This window comes from Microbulbifer sp. S227A (genome assembly GCF_049800935.1).
The window spans coordinates 226,949-246,512 of the sequence record NZ_JBNAFZ010000007.1 but is presented as its reverse complement, the minus strand read 5'-3'; the positions used below and the strand labels follow the sequence as shown (position 1 = coordinate 246,512).

Genomic DNA, 19,564 nt, shown 5'->3' with positions numbered 1-19,564 from the left:
CAGCATGCGCGCCCGGAGTTAAACCCTGGCACAGGGATTTCGCGAACTGGATAGCGTAAGGAAAGTGAAATGCGGAGAGAGAAAACGAGAGCTGACAGTTATGACAGCTCTAATAGACCGGGAGGGGCGCTTGAAAACGTAGCGAGCGGGGCCTCGACAGCCCCGCGCAACAGTTTTCTAACGGCCCTCAGAAAGGGATATGCCAGAACAGGTTGTACACCAACTGCGGCATGCTGGCGCTCTGCGCAAGACCCACCAGCAGTTTGTCCGCCACCGTCAGCAGGATGAACACGAAGATCGGGCTAATATCGATCACCCCCAGCGGTGGAATCACCTTGCGCACCGGCGCATATACGGGCTCCAGCAACTGGCGCAGCAGCATCAGCGCTGGATGTGAGCTTTGCGGTGCAATCCAGCTGACCACGATGGAGATCAACATGCCCACAAACAGGATGGCGATCAGCGTCATCAGAACACCCAGCAGGGACCACAGCAGTGCGCTCAGCGGGTTGAGCATGCCGGCGCCAGCGAGAAACCCGGCACCCATAATCATCACCCAACCCACCAGTAGTGCGAGCACCAGGGAGGCCATATCGATGCCAAACATTCCAGGCACAATTTTGCGCAGCGGGCGCAGCAGCGGGTTGGTCACCTTGACGATGCCCTGCGAGATCGGATTGTAAAAGTCCGCCCGCGCCAGCTGCAGCATAAAGCGCAGCAGCACCGCAAACAGAAACAGAACCCCGATGGTGGCGAGAATGAATACGCCGATATTGCTAAAGGTGTTGGCCATTAAGCTTCCTTTTTACTTATCCAGTTCTTGCGCCATTTCCGCCGCGCGCGCCGCGCAGTCTGTCATCGCCTGCTCTACCAATTGCGGCAGGCCGCCTTCCTGAAAACGCTTGATCGCCCGCTCGGTGGTGCCATTGGGCGACATCACATTGCGCTTCAGTTGCGCCACATCCACATCCGCGGCCACCGCAAGTTTCGCCGCGCCCAGAGCGGTTTGCAAGGTGAGGCGCTCTGCGTCTGCGCGATCCATACCCGCCTTCTCGGCCGCGTCGATCATGGATTCCATAAATTGAAAGTAGTATGCGGGGCCGGAACCGGATACCGCGATGATTTCATCTATGCCGGATTCCTCCGCCACCCACTGGGCAATCCCCACCGCCTGCGCCATCTGCGTGGCAACGGATTTGTGCTCATCGGTGACACCTTCGCCCGCATAAAGGCCGGTAACCCCGGTGCCCACCAGTGCCGGCGTATTGGGCATGGCGCGCACAATGGGCACACCGGCACCGAGCCAACGCTGGTATGCGGACAGGGGAATACCGGCAGCGAGCGTAATCACCAGCGGTTTGTTGGCACTTACTTCCGGGGCAATGGTTTCGCACAGTGCCTGCATGACCTGCGGCTTCACCGAGAGCACCACCACATCAGCCTCTTTCACTGCCGCCAGATTATCGGTACGCCCGTGCACACCGGTACGATCACAAAATGCCTTGAGTTTCTGCTCGTCGCGCCCGGTCGCAACGATCTTATCCGCCGGGTAACCGTTGGCCACCATGCCACCAATTACCGCGCCCGCCATATTGCCGGCTCCGCCGATAAACACCATGTTGTGTTCAGACATTCCTTCCTCAACTCTCTCAATAATTGATCACAGCCATAAGCCGAGTGTTAGTTTCTGGCTCCGAAGATATCCGTGCCGATGCGCACGATGGTCGCGCCGCTGAATATCGCCGCCTCCATATCCCCCGACATCCCCATCGACAGCGTGTCCAGCGGCTGATCCGGCAGCTGGGACTTGAGCGCATCCAGCAATGTCGCCAGTTGAATAAACGGCGTGCGCTGGTCTTCCGATGCCCCGCGCGGTGCCGGGATCGCCATCAGGCCACGCAACTGCAGGTTGGGCAGCGCTGCCACCGCCGCGGCCAATTCCGGCAGATCCTCCGCACTCACCCCAGACTTGCTATCCTCTCCATCGATATTGACCTGCAGGCACACATTCAGTGGCGGCATATCCGCCGAGCGCTGTTCCGACAGGCGGCGCGCAATTTTTAACCGCTCAACCGTGTGCATCCAGTGGAAATGCCCCGCCACATCGCGGGTCTTGTTCGACTGCAGCGGGCCAATGAAGTGCCAAGTGATGTCGCAATCGGCCAGCTCGGCCTGCTTGTCCAGGGCCTCCTGCAGGTAATTCTCGCCAAAATGGCGCTGACCCGCCTCATAGGCCACCCGCAGGTCTGCCGCCGGGCGGGTTTTGGACACCGCCAGCAGCGTGACATCGTCGGCTTGCCGGTCACAACTGCGGCAAGCTGTGACGATTCGCTCAGCGACGGAATTCAGGTTTTCGGGGATCGACCCTTTGCGCATATACTGGGACCCAACTTTTGCTCGGTGGGCATTCTATGTGCTTGTGGCCCCCGCGTCATATCGACCAGTGAATGTAAGAGAAGAATAAAGGTAGCAGTATGGACATTACAGAACTCCTCGCCTTCAGCGCCAAGCAGAATGCCTCGGATTTGCACCTCTCCGCCGGCCTGCCCCCCATGATCCGGGTAGATGGCGATGTGCGCCGTATCAACCTGCCGCCCATGGAGCACAAACAGGTGCACGGTCTGATCTACGAGATCATGAACGACAAGCAGCGCAAGGACTACGAAGAGTTCCTGGAAACCGACTTCTCCTTCGAAGTCCCCGGTGTGGCCCGCTTCCGTGTGAACGCATTCAACCACAACCGCGGCGCCGGCGCCGTATTCCGGACCATTCCCTCCAAGGTACTCACCATGGAAGACCTGGGGATGGGCCAGGTGTTCAAGCAGATCTCCGACACCCCGCGCGGCCTGGTGCTGGTGACCGGCCCTACCGGTTCCGGTAAGTCCACTTCGCTGGCGGCGATGATCGACTACATCAATGACAACAAATACGAGCACATCCTCACCGTAGAGGACCCGATCGAATTCGTGCACGAATCCAAGAAGTGCCTGGTCAACCAGCGGGAAGTCCACCGCGACACCCACGGCTTCGCCGAAGCACTGCGCTCCGCACTGCGTGAAGACCCGGACATCATCCTGGTTGGTGAGATGCGAGACCTGGAAACCATCCGCCTGGCACTGACCGCCGCGGAAACCGGCCACCTGGTATTCGGCACCCTGCACACCACCTCCGCCGCCAAGACCATCGACCGTGTCGTCGACGTATTCCCGGCGGAAGAGAAAGCCATGGTGCGCTCGATGCTCTCGGAATCGTTGCAGGCAGTAATCTCCCAGACCCTGCTCAAGCGCAACGGCGGCGGCCGAGTGGCGGCCCACGAAATCATGCGCGGCACCCCGGCGATCCGGAACCTGATCCGCGAAGACAAGATTGCGCAGATGTACTCCGCCATCCAGACCGGTGCCAACGTGGGCATGCAGACCATGGACCAGTGCCTGCAGGACCTGCTTGAAAAACGCATCATCACCCGCGAAGTTGCGCGTGAAAAAGCGAAGATGCCAGAAAATTTCTAAATAGCGCCTGCGTTACTGATTAAGCGAGCGCTTACGAAGCACAACACAACGAATTGAAGGCAAAGTGCCGGGGATTCGTTTTCGAAAGCGTCGGCGACATGGACGTCGCCGACGCAGCGTACAGGGATGTATTTACAGCGGTTTCGAAAACGAATCCCCGGTGCTTTGCCGCCACCGGACTGTAAAAGAACAAGCCCGGATCCGAATAAACCGACAGCGGTAAATAAAAATGGAAATCGAACGACTCTTACAACTGGTGAGTGAAAAAGGCGCATCCGACCTATTCATCACCGCCGGCGTACCCGCCTCCATCAAACTGCACGGCAAAATCGTTCCCGTCACCACCTCACCGCTGTCTCCGGAAAAAGCCCGGGAAATGGTTGTCGGCATCATGAACGACCGGCAGAAAAAAGAGTTCATCGAAAACAAAGAACTCAACTTCGCCATCTCCCTGCGCAACGTCGGCCGCTTCCGGGTATCCGCCTTCTTCCAGCGCAACCTCGTCGGCATGGTGCTGCGTCGAATCGAAACCAAGATTCCCACCATCGACGGACTCGGCCTGCCCGAGCAGCTCAAAGAGCTGGCCATGACCAAACGCGGCCTGATCATCTTTGTAGGTGCAACCGGTACCGGTAAATCCACCTCGCTGGCCTCCATGATCGGCCACCGTAACGAAAACTCGAAGGGTCACATCATCTCCATCGAAGACCCCATCGAATTTATCCACCAGCACCGCGGCTGTATCGTCACCCAGCGGGAAGTTGGCCTCGATACCGACTCCTTCGAGACCGCCCTGAAGAACACCCTGCGTCAGGCCCCCGACGTCATCCTCATTGGTGAGGTGCGGTCGCGGGAAACCATGGACCACGCCATCGCCTTCGCCGAAACCGGCCACCTGTGTCTGTGTACCCTGCACGCCAACAACGCCAACCAGGCGCTGGACCGGATCATTCACTTCTTCCCGGCGGACCGCCACGAACAGCTGTGGATGGACCTGTCGCTGAACCTGCGCGCCATGGTCGCCCAGCAGCTGGTGCCGACGCCGGACGGCGACGGTCGCCGCGCCTGCCTCGAAATCATGATCAACACCCCGCTGATGTCGGACCTGATCCGCAAGGGCGAGGTGCACAAAATGAAGGAGCTGATGAAACGCTCCATCGAACAGGGAATGCAGACCTTCGACCAGGCCCTGTACGAACTGTACGACCGCGGCGAAATCACCTACGAAGACGCCCTCGCCCACGCCGACTCCGCGAACGACCTGCGCCTGATGATCAAGCTCAAGTCCGAATCCGACGCCGAGTACCTCAATAGCGCCGCCGACGAACTGAGCCTGGCCGGCGACAACGACAACAACAGCGGCCCGCAGCTGTATTGATTCAATGCCCGGCGGGAGCCATTCAATAGGCTCCCGTCCCTCCTCCATCTCACGAGAAGTTCACAGTGAAATTCCTGGAACTGGACGTCCGCACCGCTCTCGTCGTACATGGCTACGATGAGAATAATCAGGAAATTATCGAGCAGGTTAATGAAGCCAGCTTTATGACCAAACTGATCGCTATCGAGCGGATTCAATCTATCAGCGAGCAGTACATCCTGGTGACCGGCTCCCATGGCCGCATCATGTATTGGGAATACCGCGACGCCATGGAACAGTTGCGTGGCCGCCTCGCTGAAGCCGGACTGGTAATTCCATGAAGCCCATCGCCCTGGTCACCGGTGGCAGCCGTGGTATCGGTGCCGCCACCGCCACTCTACTTGCTGGGCAGGGCTATGACCTCTGCATCAGCTACCGCACCCGCAAAGCGGACGCGCATCGCATCGTTGAAAAATGCCAGGCACTGGGTGCAAATGCGATTGCAGTTCAGGCCGATATCGCCGTAGAGACCGACGTTGAACGGCTATTCCGCGAAGTGGACCAACAACTGGGCCGGCTGAGCGCACTGGTGAACAATGCCGGCATGCTGCTGACCCAGTCGCGATTGGAAGATATGACCGCAGCGCGTATCAATCAGATACTGCAAACCAATGTAACCGGCACCCTGCTTTGCTGCCGCGAGGCGGTGCGTCGTATGTCCACGTTGCTCGGCGGCACCGGCGGCGCCATCGTCAATGTTTCCTCCGGTGCCGCACGCAGCGGCTCACCCAATGAATATATCGACTACGCAGCCAGCAAAGGTGCCGTGGACACCCTCACCATTGGCCTGAGCAAAGAGGTGGCCAAAGAGGGCATTCGGGTAAACGGTGTACGTCCGGGTTTTATCCACACCGAAATGCATGCGGACGGTGGCGAGCCGGAGCGTATTGCGCGCCTTGCACCACAAATTCCCCTCGGGCGCGGTGGCAAAGATACAGAAGTCGCCGCAGCCATCGCCTGGCTACTCAGCCAACAGGCGGCTTACAGCACCGGTACCTTTATTGACGTGACCGGCGGCTGCTGAACAGGAACAGCATTTATGACATTCGTTAACACCCTCGCCCTGTTCGGCGCCATGATCGTGCTGGCGGCGATTCCTGGTCCGGGTACCTTCGCGGTCATGGCGCGCTCGGCCAGTGGCGGCATGCTGCATGGCCTGGTAACCACCATTGGTATTGTGTTCGGGGACTATGTCTTTATCGCCCTGTGCTTGTCTGGCCTCGCCTATATTGCCGATGTGATGGGCAATGCCTTTGTGATCCTGAAATATGTGGGCGCGGCCTATCTAATCTGGCTTGGCCTCAGCCTGTTGCGCGCACGTGGCACTGCGGAAGTAAACACGACGCCGAAGCAAAGTTCGCTCGCGTCCAGCTGGTTGCTGGGACTGACGACGACGCTGGGCAACCCCAAGGCGATTCTGTTCTATCTGAGTTTTTTCCCCGCGTTCCTGCCCATCAAGGAAATTACCGTGATGGATACCATTATTATTTTCGTCGTGGTTACCCTGGCGGTGGGCGGTGTTATGTTGACCTACGCTTGGGCCACGGTGCGCGCGCAGGCGATATTAAAAAATCGCACGCAAAGTCGACTATTTAATTATGTCGGCGGTGCCACATTGATCGGCAGTGGCATCTGGATGGCCGCCCGCGGTAACTGAGTTAAGCGAAAGCAGTAACAATAAGAATAAAAATGTATTACACCAATCTTCTACGCTTTCTGCTTATTGTTTCAGGCATATTGATTTGCGCCTGTTCAAGTTCCGATAAAGCCGACCGCATTTTCGTCAACGGCACCGTCATCACGCTGGACGGGAACAACACTATCGCCGAGGCAATTGCGGTCAGGAAAGATCGAATCCTCGCCGTCGGCAGCAACCGCGAAATCCAGGCGCTGGCCGGCACCGATACCGAAACCGTCGATCTCGCAGGCAAGACAGTACTTCCCGGCTTTGTTGCCGCCCACGAGCACCCTGCCATCAGCGCCGTGTTCCGCAACTTCCTCGATATGAGCGGCTTTACCCATGCCTCGGCAGCGGATGCCTGGCAAGCCCTGAAGGATGAAATCGCTAACACCCCGCGCGGCGAGTGGGTGTATGCCATGGGGCTGGATCCAATTCTGCTTGCGGACCTGCAAACACCTGACCGCGCACAGCTGGACGCGCTGGCACCCCACAACCCGGTATTTATTCTCGCAGCAAACCTGCACACCGCTTGGGTAAATTCCGCCGCGCTAGCCGCCGCCGGAATCGATGAAAGCACACCGGCGCCCGGCGATGGCTCCTATTTCGGGCGGGACGAAGACGGGCGCTTGAATGGCATGCTGGTGGAAAAGGAAGCCATGGAGCCGTTTACCGCGGTGCACAAAAAACCACTCAGAGTGGCGGCGGCATACCAGGCGCGCCTGGATGACCTGCGCGCGGCGGGTTTCACCAGCGTGGCTTCCCTCGGCTTCAATGTACCCGCGTGGCTGGCTCGCTGGGCCGCCAGCGAAAACTTCGCGCCGCGTATTCGCCAGTTCTTTTACTATCGCGGTGAGAACCTGACCAAGCTGGACGGAAAACCGGATTTCGACAGCGATTTCTTCCGCGTTCTCGGCGCCAAATTCTGGTACGACGGCTCGCCCTACAGCGGCACCATGATGGTAGAGCAGCCCTATCGCGATAGCGCGCTCAGCGAGCAGCTGGGTATCGGCCACGACAGTCACGGTGAGGCGGTGATTACCGCAGAGTCCTTCCGCGCGCAGCTGCGCGATAAAAATACACGCGGCTGGCAAACCGCCACCCATGTGCAGGGCGACCGCGCCGCGCAAGAATTTATCGAACTGCTGCAGCAAGAATACGACGCGCTGGACGCGCGCGAACGCGCAGCATTTATTGGCAGGCGCCACCGGCTTGAGCACGGCCTGCTGGTCGACCGTACAACGCTGAGCCCAATGGCCAAGCTGGGCATTACCCCCAGCTTCCATATCAACCATCTCTACTATTACGGCAATGCGCTGAAAGAGAGTTTGCTGGGCCCCGCGCGCACCGAACAAATTCTGCCGGTAAAAACCGCGTTTGATCTCGGCATGTACCCAACCCTGCACGCGGACAGCCCGATGTTCCCCGCCGAACCGTTTAGCCTGATGCAGACTGCCATCACCCGACTATCCCGCAGCGGCACACTGATCGGCGGCCATGAAGCAATCAGCCCGCTACAGGCACTGCAGGCCATGACCATCAACGGCGCCTGGCAGCTGGGGATGGAACAGGAAATTGGTTCGCTGGAAGTGGGTAAGTATGCGGACCTGGCGATTGTGGATAAAAATCCACTGCAGACGCCTGCGCAAAAATGGCGGGATATTCAGGTACTGGAGACTTGGATTGCCGGCAGGCGCTAAGCCTTTCCGGGCGTATCATACTCAAATCGGCTCACATTCAGGCCACCGCAGAGTCAGGCCATTTCCGTAAGCAGCGCCTTGATACCGGCGAGCAAGCGGCGCGAAACCACCGGGAAATGTGCACAACCCGCCAGGGTTACCCGGTAGCCGTCACCCTCTTTTTGCAGACCGGTGATATGCATCTTCGCCACAATGGTATTGCGATGCACCCGCACAAAGCGCTGGCCAAATTCCGCTTCCAGTTCCTTCAGCGATTCATCGAGCAATGTCTCGCCGGCACTGTGGTGGGCAATCACATATTTATCTTCCGCGACAAAACAGCGGATATCTTCGATATTGAGCAGCTGTACACCGCGGCGACTCACCGCCTTGATCTGGCGACGGCCACCCGTTGCTTGCGCGGGTTCCGCGGTGCGCTCCAGCAGTTGCGGCTTGCTCAGTCTTCGCGCCTGGGCAATCGCCTGTGCAAGTTGCTCCACATTGACGGGCTTGAGCAGGTAACCCGATGCAGCAACCGCAAAGGCAGGGAGCGCAAATTCGTCGTGGGCAGTGCAGAATATGATCGCGGGTGGATTGGGACGGTTGGAGATTTGGTTGGCGAGTTGCAGCCCGTTTTCTCCGGGCATTTCGATATCCAGTAACAGCAGGTCCGGGTCGAGTGAATCCAGCTGTTGTAACGCGCTTTCCCCATCGGCAGCTTCTCCCAGCAGTTGGCAACCATCAATACTCTGCAACTGTCGGGCCAGTCTGGCCCGTGCCAGAGGCTCGTCATCGACGATCAGCACTCCCAGAGGGCGTTCGGCGACATTCACAACGCCACCTCGTCTCGAGCGCTCGCTTGGGCTCGCTCGCTCCGGGCCGGTGCATGCACTGGCTGAGTTGATCTGGTTGCCACTTCCGCGTTCATCGGCAGGTGTAATGCTACTTGGTAGACGCCACCTTTCTGCTCCGCGCTAAAGCGGAAGCGATTGCCGTAAAACGCACTGAGACGCTGGCGAATATTTTCCATCGCCATACCGTTGCCATCGTGCGTGTCTAGATGGGCATTGCGGTTGCGAGCACTCTCAGTGTTAGCTTCTGCAACAGGATTATGAATCGACAATAGCAGCTCGCGCACTTCACTGCCAATGACATTTTGACCACCGCTGTGTTGCTCGCGCACCGCGACTTTTATCGCACCGCCACCGCGCAAGCGCGCCACACCGTGCAGCACTGCGTTCTCCAGCAACGGCTGCAACAACATCGACGGCACCTGTAGGCCATCGCTCACAACATCGATCTGCCACTGCTGTTGTAACCGATCCCCGAGGCGGAGAGACTCAATTTCCAGATAGCGTTTTGCCAGCGCAATTTCCTGCTCCAGCGGTACCATTTTCGAGTCCGCCAGTGACGCGCGAAACAGCGCAGACAAATCTTCCACCAGTTTTTCCGCGCGCTCCGCGTCCACCGCAATCAGGCTGGCGAGGCTGTTCATGCTGTTAAACAAAAAGTGCGGGCGAATGCGCGATTGTAACGCCTCGATGCGTGCACCGAGCTCCGCCTGTTGCTGGTTGTGCAGTTGCTGTTGCACGTAGGCGTAGCGGAGTACCACGCCCGCGCAGATTGCGCCCACCAGGAAATTCGCCAGCAGCGACATCCAACCGATACCTGCCCCGGCCATATCCGCCGCCCACCAGTGCTGGCCAAGCAGCACCAGCAACAGCACAGCAAGCACCGCGCAGTAACTGAGCGCAGCGGCGAGCCTGTGGGTAAGTTTTGCCAGGAATGGACGCAGGCGGCACAGAATGGCGGCGGCAGGCAGGGTCACCCACTGCACCGTAAGCGACACAAGCCCCAGGCGTTGCCAGTTAAACGGGTGGATACCATCGGTGGCGAGCACCAGCACCAAAGCCAACAGCTCGCCCATCAGAACTAGGGCAGTTACGCCGGTCACGCTGCACAGGTCAGGGAGGAAGTGGGGGTATTGGGGGCTATCCGAATTGCCGGGGTCCAGACGCGCAGAATCTTTGCCTTTGGGGGCAATTTTACGAATTTGCTGCGCTATAATGCCCGCCGCTTGCGCGGGCCGGGAAGATGTCATACCACGTTATCTTTATTCTGGAGCCGTTCTAGAGAGTAAAGAAGATACCGCCATCCCGGATCGACTTCCATATTCCAACGCACATTCGAGCAGAGGCAGCATGAGTAACGACAACGCATCCACAAACAATCCCGCAGCCAAGCTCTGGGGCGGCCGCTTCAGTGAAGCCACCGATGCTTTCGTGGAGCGCTTCACCGCCTCGGTGATGTTTGATCAGCGCATGGCACTGGAAGACATTCAGGGCTCCCTGGCCCACGCGCAGATGCTGTCGGAAGTAGGCGTGCTCACCGCCGACGAATTCCAGCAGATCGCCGGCGGCCTCCAGGATATCGCCGAGGAGATCAAATCCGGCGACTTCCCCTGGTCGGTCGAACTGGAAGATGTGCACATGAACATCGAAGCCCGCCTGACCGACCGCATCGGCGCCACCGGCAAGAAGCTGCACACCGGCCGCTCGCGCAACGACCAGGTGGCCACGGATATCCGCCTGTGGCTGCGCAACCGCATCGACCAGATCGCAGCCGAACTGACCCGCCTGCAGACCGGCCTGGTGAACCTGGCCGAGCAGCAAGCCGCTACCATTATGCCCGGCTTCACCCACCTGCAATCCGCGCAGCCGGTAACCTTCGGCCACCACCTGCTGGCCTGGAACGAAATGCTGACCCGCGACTTCGAGCGCCTGATGGACTGCCGCAAGCGCGTCAACCGCTCGCCGCTGGGTGCCGCCGCACTGGCCGGTACCAGCTACCCGATCAACCGCGCGCGCACCGCCGAGCTGCTGGGCTTTGATGCGCCCACCGAAAACTCGCTCGATTCCGTGAGTGACCGCGATTTCGCCATCGAATTCTGTGCCTTCTCCGCGCTGCTGCTGACCCACCTGTCCCGCGCCAGTGAAGAGCTGGTGCTGTGGACTTCCAGCCAGTTCGACTTTATCGACCTGCCGGACCGCTTCTGCACCGGTTCTTCAATCATGCCGCAGAAGAAAAACCCGGATGTGCCGGAGCTGGTGCGCGGCAAGACCGGCCGCGTAAACGGTCACCTGATCGCCCTGCTGACCCTGATGAAGAGCCAGCCACTGGCCTACAACAAGGACAACCAGGAAGACAAAGAACCGCTGTTCGACGCCGCCGACACCGCCCTCGACTGCCTGCGTGCTTTTGCCGATATGGCGCCGGCGCTGAAACCGAAGAAAGAAAACATGCTGGCCGCAGCCGGCAAGGGCTTCTCCACCGCCACCGACCTCGCCGATTACTTGGTGCGTAAGGGCGTGGCCTTCCGCGATGCCCACGAAATTGTCGGCCAGTCCGTGGCCTTCGCCATCGACAAAGACTGCGACCTCGCCGACCTCAGCCTGGCCGAACTGCAAAAATTCTCAGACGTGATTGGCGACGATGTATTCGACGCACTCACCCTGGAAGGCTCCGTCGCCGCCCGCGACCATATCGGTGGCACCGCGCCGAATCAGGTGCGCGCTGCCTGTGAACGCGCCCGTGCACTGATCGCCGCGCGATAAGCAGGCAATAAAAAAGCGGGCTTTTTGCCCGCTTTTTTATTGTTGTGGCACTGCCGCAATTAAAGACCGAGGGCGACCGCACTCCCCTGCTGCTCGGTCAATACCCGGTCCAGCAGAGTCGGCAGGTCTTCACCGGTGGTGGTGCACTGCCACCCGGGGTTTTGAAAACTCAGGTGGTAACCGCCGGAGCGCGCCGCCACCCACAACTCCTGCACCGCACTCTGGCGCGACAGAATCACCTGGGTGCCGTTGTCTTCAAGCACAATGGTGAGCACCGCATCCGCGCGCTCGTAATCCATGTCCACATCGCAGTTATCCAGCGCATCTTCGATCGCAATCAGGGTTTCTTCGATGGCGGCGTTGTAGCTGGCTTGGGAGGCGGCCTGGGTCATAATTCGGTTACTTTTGTTACTGTGTTGCATTAGAGCGAGGGTCGCTATACTAGCAGGCTTTTCTGGTCTTCTCGTCCCGCATCAGGCGGCAGGTATACCCAATGCGCACACAGCTGATTTCACTGACCGCCATCATCGCGCTTTCCGCGACACTTGGCGCCTGCGGCCAGAAGGGCCCGCTCTACCTGCCGCAAGATCCGGCTGCGCCCGGTGCAACTGGTGCTCCGCGGGCACCCGGGATGACCACCGGCGCTCACAGCCACGGGCAGCCCGCGACCAGCAGTGAGGACAAGCGGCACAAAACCGGTTCTGCACAACAAGAACAAGATACCCACCAGCAACACACGGAAGCGGAAGCAGTATCCAAATGAGTGATTTTCACTATCAGCAGGGAAGTCTGTGGGCCGAGGGCGTCAGCCTCGAGCAGATTGCCGAACAGTTTGGCACCCCCACCTATGTGTACAGCCGCGCCCACTACGAGCTCCAGTATCAGGCCTACGCCGACGCGCTGGGCGACCACCCGGGGCTGATCTGCTACGCCATCAAGGCCAACAGCAACCTGGGTATCCTGTCGGTACTGGCGCGACTGGGTGCCGGCTTTGACATCGTGTCTGCCGGTGAGCTGGAGCGCGTACTGATGGCGGGCGGCGACCCGGCCAAAGTAGTTTTCTCCGGCGTCGGCAAGACCGCCGACGAAATGCGCCGCGCGCTGACGGTGGGTGTGCACTGCTTTAACGTGGAGTCGGAATCCGAGCTGGACCGCCTGGAAGCGGTCGCCGCCGAAATGGGCGTGGCCGCACCGGTGTCCCTGCGGGTGAACCCGGACGTGGATGCGAATACCCACCCCTACATTTCGACCGGCCTGAAAGAAAACAAATTCGGCATCGCCATCGAGCGCGCACGTGCGGTTTACGCGCGTATTGCGGACTCACAAAGCCTCAATGCGGTGGGCGTGGATTGCCATATCGGCTCCCAGCTGACCGAGCTTGCCCCCTTCCTCGACGCCCTCGACCGCCTGCTGGTACTGATCGACGAACTCGCCGAAGACGGTACCAAGCTGAAGCACCTGGACCTGGGCGGCGGCCTCGGCGTGCGCTACCGTGGCGAAGAGCCGCCGCAAGTGAGCGATTACCTCGGCGCGGTGAAACAGCGTCTCGCCGGCCGCGACCTGGAACTGGTACTGGAGCCCGGCCGCTCCATTGCTGCCAACGGCGGCGCACTGCTGACCAAAGTGGAATTCCTCAAGCGCACCGAAGATCACAATTTTGCTATCGTCGATGCCGCCATGAACGACAACCTACGCCCGGCGCTGTACCAGGCGTGGCAGGATATCGTTGCGGTCACCCCGTCCAACGGCAAAACCGAGAGCTGGGACATTGTCGGCCCGGTGTGCGAAACCGGCGACTTTCTCGGCAAGCACCGCCCACTCGCGCTCGAAGAGGGCCAGCTGCTGGCCATGCTGTCGGCCGGCGCGTACGGCTTTACCATGAGCTCCAACTACAACTCGCGCACCCGCGCCGCGGAAGTGCTGGTAGACGGCGACAAGACCTACCTGGTGCGCGCGCGCGAAACTCTGGCGGACCTGGTGCGCGGGGAATCCACCGTGCCGGCCAAAGACGACCAGTAAGCGAACGTACAGAGCAGACGGAATAGACGGACAGGAAACACAGTAGATGCGGCTCAAATTCACCAAAATGCACGGACTCGGCAATGACTTTGTCATGGTCGACGGCATCACCCAGCGGGTGAAACTGTCGCCGGAAAAAGTCCGTCAGATCGCCGACAGGCACACCGGTATCGGCTGCGATCAGCTGTTGCTGGTGGAAGCGCCGCGCAATCCGGATGTGGATTTTCGCTATCGCATCTACAACGCCGACGGCAGCGAAGTGGAAAACTGTGGCAACGGAGCCCGCTGCTTTGCCCGCTTCGTGCGCGACCGCCGCCTCACCAGCAAGGAACACATCCTGGTAGAAACCGCCGCGGGTATCCTCGAACTCAAGGTGCAGGAAAAGGACCAGGTGAGCGTCGACATGGGCGCGCCGGTGCTGGAACCCTCCGACGTACCCTTTCAGGCGGACATTCAGGCAGAGTCCTACCCGCTGGAAGTCAACGGCGAAACCTATAACGTCGGCGCCGTTTCCATGGGCAACCCACACGCGGTGCTGCTGGTGGACGACGTCACCAAGGCACCGGTCGACAGCCTCGGTGCGGCCATCGAAAGCCACCCGCGCTTCCCGGCGCGCGTTAACGTGGGCTTTCTGCAGATTGAGGAGCGCGGCAAAGCGCGCCTGCGGGTATTTGAACGGGGCGTCGGCGAGACTCGCGCCTGCGGAACCGGCGCCTGCGCCGCGATGGTGTCCGCACGACTGCGCGGACTGGTGGATGAAGAGGTGCTGATCACCCTGCCAGGCGGCACCCTGACGATTCACTGGCCGGGGCCCGGCGAGCCGGTTACCATGACCGGACCTACTGCCTCCGTATACCACGGCCAGATTGTTCTCTGAGCCTGTTTACGCTTTGCACGCAGTGACTGCGATTTCGACAATACATAACGAACCCGAACATGACCGATCACAGCGACGCCCCCCTGCTCGATAGCGAAGTCGAAGCCAACCTGGACAAACTGGAAGCGGCCGACAGCGAAAACCAGCGCAACAAAAAGCTGCTGTCGCGACAGGTGGCCCGCTACCTGATCCAGAACCCCACGTTTTTCGCCGAGAATATGGAATTGCTGGAGACCATCCAGCTGCCGAAAGAATCCGGCAAGACCGTGTCGCTGATGACGCACCAGACCAACCTGCTGCGCGAGCGCAATATCGAAATGCGCCAGCGTCTCGACCAGCTGCTGCAGGCCGCACGGGACAATGACCAGCTGTTTATGCACAGCCGCCAACTGGTGCTGGCGCTGCTGGAAGCGCGCAGCGTGGGCGAAGCGGGCGATGCACTGCTGCGCAGCTTCGCCGATGACTTCAAGGTAGAAATCACCTCACTGACCGTATTTGGTCCCCTGCCCGGTTCCGGTAAACACCTCGGTCAGGTTCGCACCAGCAGTCGCGTCAGCGCGGAAAGTGCCATCGGCTCTATTCTGCGCAACGGTCGCACCGTGTGCGGCACCCTGCGCCCCACTGAAACCGCCTACCTGTTCGGCGACGCCGCCGACAAGGTGGCATCGGCGGCGGTGGTGCCTCTCGCGGGCCAATTGGGCATCCTCGCGGTGGGCTCCAGCGACCCCAATCACTACCGCTCCAGCCTGGGCACCCTGTTTCTGTCGTATATCGGTGAAGTTCTCGAGCGCCTGTTGCCCGACCTGCTGGCCCGCAGCTAATCCCGCAGCATGCTCTCACCTCACACCGCGCGCTTTGCCATCCACACACCACTTAGCCGCAGGGTTGCCTGCAGGGCTGCGTAACTAGTGGGTGAAGGGAAACGAGAAGCGGAGGAGAACTGGACCCCGGCACGGGCCGGGGTGACGCATTCAATCGGCGGGTGAGCCCCTTCAATCTGTCGTCTTGCCGGCCAAACCGGCACCCAGTATTTCCTGTTCCAGTGCGCTTAGATCGGCCGACTGCCGTACTTCGGCTGCGGCTTGCGCGGAGGGTCAGCAGTTACATCTGGCGCCACTTCATCGATGGCGCCGCCTCTGGCGAGAAAGGCCTCGACTTCGGCACTCAGTTGACTGCGGGCCCGCTGGCGGGAGGAAAGCGTGCGCTCTTCGGCGAAATCCTCATTGTCTTTCGATCGAGCGCTGGACTGGTCGTCTTTCATGTCAATTACCCTGTAACTTGATACCCCTGTTACAGAGGGAATACCCCTGCTGCCGCAGCACATCTCCGACATGCGTCATCGTTTGGCGGCAACCTTGCCTTTTCTCCCGCCAGTAAAAAACCGACGCGGGAAAAACAGCAAATAAAACTCGCCAAGCAGAAGATTACCTGCGGCGAAATATTTATAGGCAGTGTCCAACCAGCCTGCCAGAAAAGGTTCCCTTTTCCGGTAGAGTTTTTTTGTGCGTTTTTTGCCCGATTTATTGCTGTTGGTTATGCTTTTTTCGACGCCACAATTACGACGTCATCCACAGCGGCAAAACGTTTTCGCCGCCAGGCAACGCACGCCTATCCAACATTTCTTTCGCGCACAAAAAAGCCCCGCAAAGCGGGGCTCATAAAACACTGTGTCCGATTCTTTGATCAGACCGCTTCGCTGCCGGTTTCGCCGGTACGAATACGGATTACTTCTTCGAGCGCAGTGATAAAGATTTTGCCGTCACCGATCTTGCCAGTTTGCGCCGCTTTGGTGATCGCTTCTACAGCGCTATCTACCATGTCGTCGCCAACCGCCAGCTCCAGCTTAACCTTGGGCAGGAAATCTACGACGTATTCAGCGCCACGGTAGAGCTCGGTGTGGCCTTTCTGACGGCCAAAGCCCTTCACTTCGGTCACGGTCATGCCCTGCACGCCCACTTCAGACAGCGCGGTGCGCACGTCGTCTAGTTTGAATGGCTTTACAACAGCCGTAATCAATTTCATGACTTATCCCCTAATTATGTTTCTTGCGGGTACCGGCCCGAAAACCGGTACCGGAAGATTCCTTACTGCCGTCGATATTGGAAGTCCAACTATCGACGGCCTTCTTTAAGAGCAATTACTTGCTAGTAAATTCCGGATAAGCTTCCATTCCGCACTCAGCCAAGTCAACACCTTGTTGCTCTTCTTCTTCGGTAACACGGATACCGGTGATGAGCTTCAGGGCGTACCAGACTACGAAGGAGGCAGAGAATACCCAGCCAAAGATGGTAGCGGCGCCAATCAGCTGACCGCTGAAGGAAGAACCATCGTTGGTAACCGGTACCAGCAGCAGACCCAGCAGACCAACAACACCGTGCACGGAGATGGCGCCAACAGGATCGTCGATGCGCAGCTTGTCCAGGGTGATGATGGAGAAGACTACCAGGATGCCACCCAGCGCGCCGAACAGAGTCGCCTGCAGGGGAGTCGGAGTAGAAGGCTCAGCGGTGATCGCTACCAGGCCAGCCAGTGCGCCGTTCAGCAGCATGGTCAGGTCGGCTTTACCGAACAGGATGCGGCCAGTAATCAGAGCGGCAACAGCACCACCGGCAGCAGCGGCGTTGGTGTTCAGGAATACCAATGCAACAGAGTGCGCGCTTGCCGCATCGCCCAGCTTCAGTACGGAACCGCCGTTGAAACCGAACCAGCCCATCCACAGGATGAAGGTACCCAGGGTCGCCAGCGGCAGGTTGGCACCAGGAATCGCGTAGATTTCGCCGTTCTTGCCGTATTTACCTTTACGTGCACCCAGCAGCAGTACGCCAGCCAGAGCAGCAGCGGCACCAGCCATGTGTACGATGCCGGAACCGGCGAAGTCGGAGAAGCCCAGGTCGCCCAGGTTGTACAGGCCGAATACTTCACCGCCGCCCCAGGTCCAGTAACCTTCCAGCGGGTAGATGAAACCGGTCAGGGCAACCGCGAAGATCAGGAAGCTCCACAGCTTCATGCGCTCGGCAACCGCGCCAGATACGATGGACATTGCGGTAGCAACGAACACAACCTGGAAGAAGAAGTCAGAAGCACCGGAGTACACGGAATCGCCATCGAAACCGTTCTCAGCAGATGATGCGAGTACTTCGTCGAGGCTGAAGGCCTCAATGCCGTTCAGCAACCAGCCGCCATCGTACATGATCGCGTAACCGCTGATCAGATACATGGTGCACGCAATCGCGAACAGCGCTACGTTTTTGGTAAGAATCTCGGTGGTGTTCTTAGAACGCACCAGGCCTGCTTCCAGCATGGCAAAGCCCGCTGCCATCCACATAACCAGTGCACCACACACGAGGAAATAAAATGTATCAATTGCGTACTGCAACTGAAAAATTTGATTTTCCATTTTTCGCTCCGTTTAACCCAAACTAGTCCGGGTTACCCCGGCAGTTGTTGTCTATTGATCAAAGAATCGTTTTGGCAATCTGTTCTATTAATTAGATCGCTTCAGCACCGGACTCGCCGGTACGAATGCGGATTGCCTGCTCAAGGTTTGCCACAAAGATCTTGCCGTCGCCGATCTTGCCGCTTTGCGCTGCTTTACCAATTGCTTCCAGCACGGCATCCACCTGGCTGTCTTCAACGGCAATTTGCAGCATGGTTTTGGGCAGAAAATCCACTACATACTCCGCTCCACGATAGAGCTCGGTATGTCCTTTCTGCCGCCCAAAACCTTTTACTTCGCTCACGGTAATGCCATTGACACCGGCTTCTGCCAGGGAATCGCGCACTGCGTCGAGCTTGAAAGGTTTGATGATTGCGGTTACCAGTTTCATGGTCTCCCCCCTAAATAATTAAGCCCACTCAAAGAGCGGGCTCATTTTTGTTGCTGTTACCAGCTGTAAGAAGCACCAGCCAGAACGGTCGGCTCGCACCAATCGGTCAGGAAGCACTCCTGGTCGCTTACGTCGGTACCAACCAGAGAAGCGCTCAGGGCCAGGCCGCCGAACTCTTTACCTACAGATACGGAGTAATCGATGTAAGAATCGGAACCGTTCAGGAAGATTTCTTCGTCAAACAGGTTCAGGCCAGCGCTCAGGTCCAGGGAAATGTCGTTGGCCAGGGCGAAGGAGTAGCCAGCGCTCAGGTAGTAGAACTCACCGCTCTGGTACCAGTAGTCGTCGGAGTAAGCGAAGCCAAAGGAAGCGTCGCCGAAGCTCAGGCTACCGTAGATTTCCTGATAGTCTTCGTCCTGATCGCTACCGTGGTAGGCGTAGTAGATGTAGCCAACGTCGTAGCCAACACCGCCAGCAGTCTCACCGGCGTAACCGCCGTAGAAGTCCTGTTCGAAATCGGTTTCGTCAGCACCGTAAGCGAAGTCAACCTGAGAAACCCAGGTACCTGCGTAAAAACCGTTGCCCAGGTCCAGGTCTACACCAGCCTGAACAGCCGGGTTGCTGTCGGTCTGGGAAATACCGCGGAAACGGTAATCGGTCACAACACCAACATTGGCGCTGAAGCTGGGGCCAGATTCTTCGGCAGTAGCGGCGCTGGAAATAGCCATCGCCAGAACGCTACCGGATACGATTGCTGCAACTTTTTTATTGAATCCCACTTTTAGGTTCTCCTAGATCTCTGTGTGAAATATTTGTTTTGTATTTTTTATCTAGCGGCGCTGACTACGTCGGGGAGACGACACTGACCGCGCTCGCCCGGGTGCTTCACAAGAAGACCTGTCCCCTGCCTTCGTTACCAGGGCGATTCAGGGAGACTACTTGCA

22 protein-coding genes are annotated in these 19,564 nt (G+C 58.8%); 11 read left to right on the top strand and 11 right to left on the bottom strand.

The window, feature by feature from the left end; genetic code table 11:
• Positions 1-187: 187 nt before the first annotated feature.
• The 3 genes from ACP15R_RS17625 to ACP15R_RS17615 form a co-directional block, all read right to left on the bottom strand.
• Positions 188-793: a YggT family protein gene (locus ACP15R_RS17625; RefSeq protein ID WP_224867766.1), complete on the bottom strand. Its 606-nt coding sequence runs from the start codon at positions 791-793 to the stop codon at positions 188-190.
• A gap of 12 nt (positions 794-805) precedes the next feature.
• Positions 806-1,618, bottom strand: coding sequence for a pyrroline-5-carboxylate reductase (proC, locus tag ACP15R_RS17620; RefSeq protein WP_077399593.1), 813 nt, complete (start codon positions 1,616-1,618; stop codon positions 806-808).
• A gap of 62 nt (positions 1,619-1,680) precedes the next feature.
• Positions 1,681-2,376 (bottom strand): YggS family pyridoxal phosphate-dependent enzyme, encoded by a 696-nt coding sequence (locus tag ACP15R_RS17615; RefSeq protein WP_224867768.1) that lies wholly within the window; start codon positions 2,374-2,376, stop codon positions 1,681-1,683.
• Positions 2,377-2,474: 98 nt separating this feature from the next.
• Between ACP15R_RS17615 and ACP15R_RS17610 the strand changes: the two genes are divergently transcribed.
• From ACP15R_RS17610 to ACP15R_RS17585, 6 genes are all read left to right on the top strand, one after another.
• Entirely contained in the window at positions 2,475-3,509 is a 1,035-nt protein-coding gene (locus tag ACP15R_RS17610) for a type IV pilus twitching motility protein PilT (protein WP_224867770.1), read from the top strand.
• A gap of 229 nt (positions 3,510-3,738) precedes the next feature.
• Positions 3,739-4,887 carry a PilT/PilU family type 4a pilus ATPase gene (locus ACP15R_RS17605; protein ID WP_224867772.1) on the top strand — a complete coding sequence of 383 codons (1,149 nt, stop codon included), beginning with the start codon at positions 3,739-3,741 and terminating at the stop codon, positions 4,885-4,887.
• A gap of 65 nt (positions 4,888-4,952) precedes the next feature.
• A complete protein-coding gene (locus tag ACP15R_RS17600) occupies positions 4,953-5,207 on the top strand; it encodes a hypothetical protein (RefSeq protein ID WP_224867773.1) in 255 nt (84 codons plus the stop codon).
• Entirely contained in the window at positions 5,204-5,950 is a 747-nt protein-coding gene (locus ACP15R_RS17595) for an SDR family oxidoreductase (RefSeq protein ID WP_224867775.1), read from the top strand. Before ACP15R_RS17600 ends, ACP15R_RS17595 begins: the two co-directional genes overlap by 4 nt.
• Positions 5,951-5,965: 15 nt before the next feature.
• Positions 5,966-6,583, top strand: a complete 618-nt coding sequence (locus tag ACP15R_RS17590) for a LysE family translocator (protein ID WP_224867777.1) — start codon at positions 5,966-5,968, stop codon at positions 6,581-6,583.
• 32 nt (positions 6,584-6,615) lie between these two features.
• Entirely contained in the window at positions 6,616-8,304 is a 1,689-nt protein-coding gene (locus tag ACP15R_RS17585) for an amidohydrolase (RefSeq protein ID WP_224867779.1), read from the top strand.
• A 53-nt stretch (positions 8,305-8,357) separates the two neighbouring features.
• Here the strand turns inward: ACP15R_RS17585 and ACP15R_RS17580 are convergent, their stop codons facing one another.
• Complete coding sequence (locus ACP15R_RS17580; RefSeq protein WP_224867781.1) at positions 8,358-9,116, bottom strand: LytR/AlgR family response regulator transcription factor; 759 nt, start codon at positions 9,114-9,116, stop codon at positions 8,358-8,360.
• Entirely contained in the window at positions 9,113-10,384 is a 1,272-nt protein-coding gene (locus tag ACP15R_RS17575) for a sensor histidine kinase (RefSeq protein ID WP_224867783.1), read from the bottom strand. The genes ACP15R_RS17580 and ACP15R_RS17575 overlap by 4 nt, the downstream gene beginning before the upstream one ends.
• A gap of 100 nt (positions 10,385-10,484) precedes the next feature.
• Between ACP15R_RS17575 and argH the strand changes: the two genes are divergently transcribed.
• Complete coding sequence (argH, locus tag ACP15R_RS17570) at positions 10,485-11,897, top strand: argininosuccinate lyase (RefSeq protein WP_424987592.1); 1,413 nt, start codon at positions 10,485-10,487, stop codon at positions 11,895-11,897.
• 59 nt (positions 11,898-11,956) lie between these two features.
• On the opposite strand, the gene cyaY is transcribed toward argH, so the two are convergent.
• The gene (gene cyaY, locus ACP15R_RS17565; protein ID WP_224867785.1) at positions 11,957-12,289 is read right to left on the bottom strand and encodes an iron donor protein CyaY; all 333 of its coding nucleotides are present in this window, start codon (positions 12,287-12,289) and stop codon (positions 11,957-11,959) included.
• A gap of 101 nt (positions 12,290-12,390) precedes the next feature.
• Here cyaY and lptM point away from each other — a divergent pair, with 101 nt between their 5' ends.
• From lptM to ACP15R_RS17545, 4 genes are read left to right on the top strand one after another with little or no spacing between them, the layout of a single operon-like run.
• Positions 12,391-12,660, top strand: a complete 270-nt coding sequence (gene lptM, locus ACP15R_RS17560) for an LPS translocon maturation chaperone LptM (protein WP_224867786.1) — start codon at positions 12,391-12,393, stop codon at positions 12,658-12,660.
• Positions 12,657-13,916 carry a diaminopimelate decarboxylase gene (gene lysA, locus ACP15R_RS17555; RefSeq protein WP_224867787.1) on the top strand — a complete coding sequence of 420 codons (1,260 nt, stop codon included), beginning with the start codon at positions 12,657-12,659 and terminating at the stop codon, positions 13,914-13,916. The genes lptM and lysA overlap by 4 nt, the downstream gene beginning before the upstream one ends.
• Positions 13,917-13,962: 46 nt before the next feature.
• A complete protein-coding gene (dapF, locus tag ACP15R_RS17550) occupies positions 13,963-14,793 on the top strand; it encodes a diaminopimelate epimerase (protein WP_224867788.1) in 831 nt (276 codons plus the stop codon).
• 59 nt (positions 14,794-14,852) lie between these two features.
• Positions 14,853-15,614, top strand: a complete 762-nt coding sequence (locus tag ACP15R_RS17545) for a DUF484 family protein (RefSeq protein ID WP_224867789.1) — start codon at positions 14,853-14,855, stop codon at positions 15,612-15,614.
• A 227-nt stretch (positions 15,615-15,841) separates the two neighbouring features.
• Here ACP15R_RS17545 and ACP15R_RS17540 read toward each other — a convergent pair whose 3' ends face one another.
• From ACP15R_RS17540 to ACP15R_RS17520, 5 genes are all read right to left on the bottom strand, one after another.
• Entirely contained in the window at positions 15,842-16,054 is a 213-nt protein-coding gene (locus ACP15R_RS17540) for a hypothetical protein (protein ID WP_222230535.1), read from the bottom strand.
• Between the two features lie 422 nt (positions 16,055-16,476).
• Complete coding sequence (locus ACP15R_RS17535; protein ID WP_010133727.1) at positions 16,477-16,815, bottom strand: P-II family nitrogen regulator; 339 nt, start codon at positions 16,813-16,815, stop codon at positions 16,477-16,479.
• Between the two features lie 115 nt (positions 16,816-16,930).
• Positions 16,931-18,190, bottom strand: a complete 1,260-nt coding sequence (locus tag ACP15R_RS17530) for an ammonium transporter (RefSeq protein ID WP_010133726.1) — start codon at positions 18,188-18,190, stop codon at positions 16,931-16,933.
• 91 nt (positions 18,191-18,281) lie between these two features.
• Positions 18,282-18,620 (bottom strand): P-II family nitrogen regulator, encoded by a 339-nt coding sequence (locus tag ACP15R_RS17525; protein WP_222230538.1) that lies wholly within the window; start codon positions 18,618-18,620, stop codon positions 18,282-18,284.
• A 56-nt stretch (positions 18,621-18,676) separates the two neighbouring features.
• Positions 18,677-19,399, bottom strand: a complete 723-nt coding sequence (locus ACP15R_RS17520) for a TorF family putative porin (protein ID WP_224867790.1) — start codon at positions 19,397-19,399, stop codon at positions 18,677-18,679.
• Between the last annotated feature and the right edge of the window lie 165 nt (positions 19,400-19,564).

What these genes read in the sequence shown, in the direction of transcription:
- ACP15R_RS17625 (WP_224867766.1), bottom strand. Translation starts at nt 793, where the DNA reads ATGGCCAACACCTTTAGCAATATCGGCGTATTCATTCTCGCCACCATC.
- proC (WP_077399593.1), bottom strand. Translation starts at nt 1,618, where the DNA reads ATGGTGTTTATCGGCGGAGCCGGCAATATGGCGGGCGCGGTAATTGGT.
- ACP15R_RS17615 (WP_224867768.1), bottom strand. Translation starts at nt 2,376, where the DNA reads ATGCGCAAAGGGTCGATCCCCGAAAACCTGAATTCCGTCGCTGAGCGA.
- ACP15R_RS17610 (WP_224867770.1), top strand. Translation starts at nt 2,475, where the DNA reads ATGGACATTACAGAACTCCTCGCCTTCAGCGCCAAGCAGAATGCCTCG.
- ACP15R_RS17605 (WP_224867772.1), top strand. Translation starts at nt 3,739, where the DNA reads ATGGAAATCGAACGACTCTTACAACTGGTGAGTGAAAAAGGCGCATCC.
- ACP15R_RS17595 (WP_224867775.1), top strand. Translation starts at nt 5,204, where the DNA reads ATGAAGCCCATCGCCCTGGTCACCGGTGGCAGCCGTGGTATCGGTGCC.
- ACP15R_RS17590 (WP_224867777.1), top strand. Translation starts at nt 5,966, where the DNA reads ATGACATTCGTTAACACCCTCGCCCTGTTCGGCGCCATGATCGTGCTG.
- ACP15R_RS17585 (WP_224867779.1), top strand. Translation starts at nt 6,616, where the DNA reads ATGTATTACACCAATCTTCTACGCTTTCTGCTTATTGTTTCAGGCATA.
- ACP15R_RS17575 (WP_224867783.1), bottom strand. Translation starts at nt 10,384, where the DNA reads ATGACATCTTCCCGGCCCGCGCAAGCGGCGGGCATTATAGCGCAGCAA.
- argH (WP_424987592.1), top strand. Translation starts at nt 10,485, where the DNA reads ATGAGTAACGACAACGCATCCACAAACAATCCCGCAGCCAAGCTCTGG.
- cyaY (WP_224867785.1), bottom strand. Translation starts at nt 12,289, where the DNA reads ATGACCCAGGCCGCCTCCCAAGCCAGCTACAACGCCGCCATCGAAGAA.
- lptM (WP_224867786.1), top strand. Translation starts at nt 12,391, where the DNA reads ATGCGCACACAGCTGATTTCACTGACCGCCATCATCGCGCTTTCCGCG.
- lysA (WP_224867787.1), top strand. Translation starts at nt 12,657, where the DNA reads ATGAGTGATTTTCACTATCAGCAGGGAAGTCTGTGGGCCGAGGGCGTC.
- dapF (WP_224867788.1), top strand. Translation starts at nt 13,963, where the DNA reads ATGCGGCTCAAATTCACCAAAATGCACGGACTCGGCAATGACTTTGTC.
- ACP15R_RS17545 (WP_224867789.1), top strand. Translation starts at nt 14,853, where the DNA reads ATGACCGATCACAGCGACGCCCCCCTGCTCGATAGCGAAGTCGAAGCC.
- ACP15R_RS17540 (WP_222230535.1), bottom strand. Translation starts at nt 16,054, where the DNA reads ATGAAAGACGACCAGTCCAGCGCTCGATCGAAAGACAATGAGGATTTC.
- ACP15R_RS17535 (WP_010133727.1), bottom strand. Translation starts at nt 16,815, where the DNA reads ATGAAATTGATTACGGCTGTTGTAAAGCCATTCAAACTAGACGACGTG.
- ACP15R_RS17530 (WP_010133726.1), bottom strand. Translation starts at nt 18,190, where the DNA reads ATGGAAAATCAAATTTTTCAGTTGCAGTACGCAATTGATACATTTTAT.
- ACP15R_RS17525 (WP_222230538.1), bottom strand. Translation starts at nt 18,620, where the DNA reads ATGAAACTGGTAACCGCAATCATCAAACCTTTCAAGCTCGACGCAGTG.